We start from the raw sequence: 854 nt of genomic DNA on the forward strand, positions 1-854 counted from the left end.
GCTCACGATATTAGTGTCAAGCATGTAGCGCGTCATTCGAGACCCGCCAGCGGATCCCGGGGTTGCTCGTCCTGCGCGCGCTCGGCCAGGAAGTCTGCCGGCACGGCGCTGCCCTGGATGGCGGCCAGGAAGCCGTCCCAACTCTCCGGCCGGCGCGACAGGATCACGTCGCCGGTGGACGGGTCACGGCGGATATAGACCTCGCGCTCAGCAAAGCGGAACTCCTGAGGCAGCCGCACCGCCTGGCTGCGGCCGGTGGTAAAGATCTTGGCAGTGGTACTCATGGTGGATTCCTTTGATAGGTATCAAAATATATACCATCTTGAGATGGATATCAAGATACCTACCACTTCTGCATCTAAGTGGGCGACACATACCTAGATCGTTCAGCTCATGGGCGCGCCAAAGTTTCATGATGGTGAAATAACCCTCTCGCCCCGCTATTTCTTCGTACCCCAGTCAATCCGGTGCCGCTCCTGCGTGGCCTCGTGCCGCGCATCCTCCTCGCTGTGCAGGTAGCCGCTCGTCGTCGACAGCGAGCTGTGCCCAAAGTTGTCGCGCACAAAGCGCAGGTCGACCTGGCGGTCGGTCATGTGCGAGCCGGCGGTGTGGCGCAGCCAGTGCGTCGAGGCACTGGCCAGCACCTCGGCTTGCGCTTCCCATTCCGGCCCGCGCGCCCGCACGCGCGCCGCGGCCATGCCAAACACCTCTTTCAGGATCAGGTGCAGCGCCCCGCGTGACAGCGGTATCTCGCTGCCCGGTCTTCCAATTACCGGCAGCACCAGTGGACGCGTCTCCCTGGGGTAGGCGGCAATTCGTTGGCGCGGCGGTAGCGTGCCAGTTCCGCTATCCGC

General features: G+C 63.1%; 1 protein-coding gene and 1 pseudogene. Both read right to left on the reverse strand.

Annotated features, from left to right (window positions below):
- Window positions 1-32 precede the first annotated feature (32 nt).
- Window positions 33-284: an antitoxin gene (locus tag E1J61_RS36665; RefSeq protein ID WP_133098635.1), complete on the reverse strand. Its 252-nt coding sequence runs from the start codon at window positions 282-284 to the stop codon at window positions 33-35.
- A 156-nt stretch (window positions 285-440) separates the two neighbouring features.
- Window positions 441-854: pseudogene (locus E1J61_RS36670) on the reverse strand (tyrosine-type recombinase/integrase); the annotation flags it as partial.

It is taken from the genome of Cupriavidus sp. L7L, from assembly GCF_004353535.1.
Lineage (GTDB): Bacteria > Pseudomonadota > Gammaproteobacteria > Burkholderiales > Burkholderiaceae > Cupriavidus > Cupriavidus oxalaticus_A.

Coding starts and splice junctions, on each gene's coding strand:
- E1J61_RS36665 (WP_133098635.1), bottom strand. CDS start 284: ATGAGTACCACTGCCAAGATCTTTACCACCGGCCGCAGCCAGGCGGTG.